We start from the raw sequence: 4,681 nt of genomic DNA, 5'->3' as shown, positions 1-4,681 counted from the left end.
GATTTGAAACGCCTCGTTCCCGCGATCGCTCTGGCGATCTCCTGTATTTTTAGGGGGGGAAGAGGGAACGGGGAACAGGGAACAGGGAACAGGGAACTGTATTAATTAATGTAAAAATCCCCCCAATAGCAGGATAACGCGCTATAATATAAATAGAAACCTACCAAGTTTGTTTATGTTGCCTTCTGTTTCTTCCATTCTTGCCTCTGCTCCTGCCGTTGGGTTTTCTGGCTCCCGCTCGGTTGTTCCTCCGGCGTCTGTTTCCTCTGCCGTCATCGCTTCTGTTTCTTCCGGCGCTGCTGTGTCGGTTGGGTGTGCGGCTGGCGTGGATCGGGTCTTCCGTTCGGCTTTCCCGTCTGCCCGCGTCTTCTCCGTGGCGTCGTTCGGTCGCGGTCGTGGCGCTTTCGCGGCTCGGTCGGTGGCTTGCGTCCGGTCGGTCGCCCCTGGGGGCGTTTGGGTTTCGTTTCCCGGCCGGCCTTGTCCGGCCGGTTTGTCGCCGTCGTCGTCGTCCGCTCGTTGTTTTTGTGGTTCCGGTTCCGGGTCGTGGGCGTCGTTGGCGTTCGCCCTTGGTCTTGGCGTTCGCTCGTTGGTCTGGCTGCCCCCGTCCGTCCCCTGTCCCGCTGGCTGGGGTCTGTCTCCCGTTGGCGGCGGGTGGTTCGTTTCCTCGGCGGCGCCTCGTCAGTTGTCGTTGTTTTAGCTTGGCTTGGGGGGTCTTCCCCCTCATTTTTTCTGTGGATATAACCCCTTCGGTTGGAGGGGTTATTGTTTTATTTAACAGGGTAACGTGCTATAATATAGATAACCTACCAAGTTAAAGCCATGTTTGAAGTTTCCTCCGCTCTTAAGTCCCAGTTGTTGACACGCCAAACGATTTGGCGATCGATCTTCGGTTGTGAACCAACCTATCGCGAAGCAATGGCGATCGATTTCGAGGTCTGGTCAAACTGCCTTTGGGTTCTCTACCGTCCACAACCCGGCTACGACAAGGGTTTCTGTCGTTTTGTCAGTTTTAAAGACGTAGCGATCGCCGTCGTCGAACACACAGATTGGCGCAGCCAACAACTTCAAGCCTTAAAAGGCGATCCGATTTTCTGTGGAGATAGCAGTTATCTGGTTCGCGGATTCAATAACGATTACAAGGTTTCGATCGACCCAGGTACGAGCGAACTAACTTGCAACTGCAAGCTGTTCCGCTGCTTGAATAATCGTGAGGGAGAATTGCCGGAAGCCTTTCGTGAAGCCTTACATAAGTTTGGACGATACCTTAAATGTCATCACATCTTAGCGGTGGAGGATTTGCTCGACCCGTTCAATACCGAATCAGAACCGCTTTACCTCGAAGACGATCCGTGTTGGTGGATGTCGGGTTAAAAAAATGGGCGGCCGTGAGGCCGCCCGTCGTTTCAATTCAGGGCAGACTCGATCGCCCTCTGAACAAATTGCTCAAGTTCCTGTCCTGACAAACCGAGTCGATCGAATTTGTCTTGGTTTTCAAGCCAGGCTAGAAGCGCCCCTCGGGCGCAATCTTTGTATCTTAATGGCTCTCCCTTCGATCGAGGGAGGGCTTTCTTAACGCGATCGCTCACGTTGAGAGCGACTCGAGCATTCAGCGATTCGTTCCGGTCGGTTGAAAAGCTGTATTCGGTAATGGTGGGATTCCCACCCGGTCTTCCTCTAGGCATCGTTCTCTTTTTTTTAACTCGATACCCTACTATAACACTTGACATTTAGCGGGATAACATGCTATATTATATTTAACCGAAGGGGAGAAAAACCTACCAAGTCGCCTCCCCAACGGCGAAAACCTTTATCAGGTCTATTGAAATGGTAACAAAATCCTTATCCTTCTACGAACGGACGCGCGATCGGCTCGAGAAGAAGATCAACGAGAAAGCGGCAGAGTTCGAGCGGAAGTACGCGGGGTACTTACCAATTTTTCAACACAAATTCAAGCGCTGGATTGAAGAATATCTCGATCGAGTTTTGGAGAATGTTCTCGAAAACGGATTCGACAACCAACTCAGCTTGGAAGACGAAATTAAATCAAAGGTCGAAGAGGAGAGCGAACTGATTGAATTCTTCGGAGCAATCGATCAAATGCACGGAGAACTGCCACCGCTAGAGGCAACGCTCGAAGAATTTGCCCATTTGGTAGAACCGACTGCCTAATCAACTGGGGAGTCTCCGAGGCTCCCCTGCAAACCTTCTATCTCCACAGAAAATGTTTTTTGAACTACCCCCCCAACCCCCCCAACCCCCGATCATTTCGCAACAACCCGAAGAAATTCGATCGGCAGAATTGCTAAGCCGATACACGCAAAGTTGTGGAAATCCACACAACTTTGCCAGAGAGACAGTTTGGATTGAAGCAGTTCTTCGCCAGGGCGTTAACGACGTCCTGATTATCCCCGACAACGAGTACCACAGCGAATCTGCCAACCGTGTGATTCAAGTCCTTCGCGTTCGGCACTCAGTGATGGTGTTGACTTGCTCTGCTAGTCGCTGGACAGTCAACGGAATTATAAATGAGGTAGCCAATCGATACGGGTCTGAAGATTTTTATTACCGATATCAGGTGCTCAGTTCGCCCGTTCATGGAGGATTTTTTGTAATCCAATTCGACGGGTATCCACCGCGATACTGGAATAAAGATTAACTTTCTCGGGAGGCTTCCACGCCTCCCATTCAACCCCGTTATCTCCACAGAAAAATGAATAGCATTACAATCGACACCACCGCTAAACAGATTCGATCGAACCCCATACAACCCCCGACCAAACCGGGAGAGTGGTCGTTGAGGCAGATCGAGGAGGTTCTGAGTCGGCCGATTCCTCGATCGCTTCTCCAGTCAAAGCGACTGGGAGGATCAACCGTGTTTTTTTTGTCTTGGTACGAGGCTGCCAAGATTTTGTCAAAGTATTGCCCCGGCTGGAACTGGAGGATTATCTCGGTTCACTGCACGAGCGATCGCATATTCCTTGTTGGTGAGTTAGCCGTGCCAACAGCAGACGGAATGGTGGTGCGGCACGCTACGGGAACTGAGGAACTGAACTGCAATTCCTACGGCGATCCCAGCAGCAACGCTGAATCGATGGCATTTCGCCGCGCGGCTGCCAAGTTTGGGCTGGGACTATATCTCTATCAGAAATAAGCCCTTGGGAACGGCGATCGCCCTCAAAGGATCGCCCCCTGTCGTCTATCTCCACAGAAAAAAATCCGAGATTTGGATTTACGATCTCGCGAAACACCCTGGCGATCTTACGGGCGCTCAGAGACCTGAAACTCGTAGAAATTAAACCCCAAAAGGGGTACAGACAGCCAAATCGGTATTTCAGGACTTAGACGCCACCACATTGGCGATCGCCCTCAACAACTCCCCGAGTTGCTCCTTGGGGAGTTGTTCAATTGTCGAAATCAGTTCGCTTCCTTGAAGACCGATTTGAATATTTATAGAAGAATTTATCGTGTTGCATCCGAAGACGACGGAAAGCCCGTAGCGCCGAGCCTCAGTTTCCAACACCTTCGATCGAAGTTCTGGCGGCAGTTCGTGGAGTTCTTCGGCCAGAATTTGCGATCGCTGGTCAGGCGGAAGAGATCGCAACAGCTCTTGAATATCCGTCAACTCCACCGGCCGCACCCCGTTTTCAGACATCGTTCCATATTTACAGACTTTTTGACATGGTTAACGTCTTGTTAAAACTTTGTCATCGGTGGAAGTACGGGATTTCCCAGCCAGCCGTTCGCCAATTAGCCTCAAAATTTCGGCCAGTTCGCTCTCTGGGAGCGACCAGATAAGGATTTGTTTTTCGCGGTCAGTCAAACCGTGGACTTCAACTTTGCCAATTTGACTGACAAAATCATTAATTGCGCCTGGGCTTAACTCCTCTAAGCCCATCAAAAGACGTTCAAGCGTCTCAACTTTTAGATCGCCTCTTCCACACTGAAACCGGCTCAAGTGAGTTCGAGAAACCCCGGTGTGTTCGTGTAACGCAACATCCGTAACGCCGTGGGATTGTCGGACTTTTTTGAAAGCTTCACGAATGTTCATATTTAAACAAAAAAACGCAAGTGGTACAATAATATTTAACTCACACCACTTGCGACAATCAAATTATATTCTATACCAATTATGACACAGCATCACCGAATACAGCTAGAAGACGCGATCGAAGACTACGCCGCAGGTCTGCTCACAGCCACGATCGCCTACTGGATTCGCATTCATACCCAACAAAACCAAGTTGTAGCAGTCGATCGCTCGCGGTCGATCGAATTTGTCCTGACTGAGAAGGACGAGGAGGTGTAGCGATGGCACGCCAGCAAGAGCAATTCTACCCCCTCACCGAGTCGGAGCTGTCTACTGTCAGCCAAGTTCTCAAAGCGGCCGAGCTGAAGGTTTATCTTTGGCTTTCGATTCAGATGCCGTTTCCCGATAGCGCCCCCATCGAAATCGACACCGAACGGATTGCCGAATCTCTAGGTCTCCACCGGCGCACCATTCAAATCGCACTCAACAAACTCAGCGAACTGGGGCTGTTCGGGTGGGAAGCCGTTCGCGCCAAAATCTGGCGATTCTCGTTCCGAGACGCTTCGCGATCGCCCGTTCGCCAAGAGAACAACCGATCGCGATCCACAGATCGCCAAAGCGATCCACAGATCGCCAAAGCGATCCACAGATCGC

Annotated in this window: 8 protein-coding genes; 6 read left to right on the top strand and 2 right to left on the bottom strand. The window is 50.9% G+C overall.

Features of this window, described 5'->3' with window-relative positions:
- The first annotated feature begins 423 nt into the window (after positions 1–423).
- From ACP5D4_RS21070 to ACP5D4_RS21055, 4 genes are all read left to right on the top strand, one after another.
- Positions 424–741, top strand: coding sequence for a hypothetical protein (locus ACP5D4_RS21070; RefSeq protein WP_428013560.1), 318 nt, complete (start codon positions 424–426; stop codon positions 739–741).
- A gap of 78 nt (positions 742–819) precedes the next feature.
- Positions 820–1,371, top strand: a complete 552-nt coding sequence (locus ACP5D4_RS21065; protein WP_428013561.1) for a hypothetical protein — start codon at positions 820–822, stop codon at positions 1,369–1,371.
- A gap of 453 nt (positions 1,372–1,824) precedes the next feature.
- Positions 1,825–2,169 carry a hypothetical protein gene (locus ACP5D4_RS21060; protein WP_428013562.1) on the top strand — a complete coding sequence of 115 codons (345 nt, stop codon included), beginning with the start codon at positions 1,825–1,827 and terminating at the stop codon, positions 2,167–2,169.
- 826 nt (positions 2,170–2,995) lie between these two features.
- A complete protein-coding gene (locus ACP5D4_RS21055) occupies positions 2,996–3,151 on the top strand; it encodes a hypothetical protein (protein WP_428013563.1) in 156 nt (51 codons plus the stop codon).
- 180 nt (positions 3,152–3,331) lie between these two features.
- On the opposite strand, the gene ACP5D4_RS21050 is transcribed toward ACP5D4_RS21055, so the two are convergent.
- Together ACP5D4_RS21050 and ACP5D4_RS21045 are read right to left on the bottom strand one after the other, a co-directional pair.
- Positions 3,332–3,652 carry a hypothetical protein gene (locus tag ACP5D4_RS21050; protein WP_428013564.1) on the bottom strand — a complete coding sequence of 107 codons (321 nt, stop codon included), beginning with the start codon at positions 3,650–3,652 and terminating at the stop codon, positions 3,332–3,334.
- A gap of 30 nt (positions 3,653–3,682) precedes the next feature.
- Complete coding sequence (locus tag ACP5D4_RS21045; RefSeq protein WP_428013565.1) at positions 3,683–4,048, bottom strand: helix-turn-helix domain-containing protein; 366 nt, start codon at positions 4,046–4,048, stop codon at positions 3,683–3,685.
- Positions 4,049–4,129: 81 nt separating this feature from the next.
- Between ACP5D4_RS21045 and ACP5D4_RS21040 the strand changes: the two genes are divergently transcribed.
- Complete coding sequence (locus tag ACP5D4_RS21040) at positions 4,130–4,306, top strand: hypothetical protein (RefSeq protein ID WP_428013566.1); 177 nt, start codon at positions 4,130–4,132, stop codon at positions 4,304–4,306.
- Positions 4,307–4,308: 2 nt separating this feature from the next.
- A partial coding sequence (locus ACP5D4_RS21035; protein ID WP_428013567.1) for a hypothetical protein occupies positions 4,309–4,681 on the top strand: 373 nt, incomplete at its 3' end.

The sequence above is a fragment of the Baaleninema sp. genome (assembly GCF_049974805.1).
Taxonomy (GTDB): domain Bacteria; phylum Cyanobacteriota; class Cyanobacteriia; order Cyanobacteriales; family Geitlerinemataceae; genus Baaleninema.
This window is presented reverse-complemented; position numbering and strand designations above follow the sequence as displayed.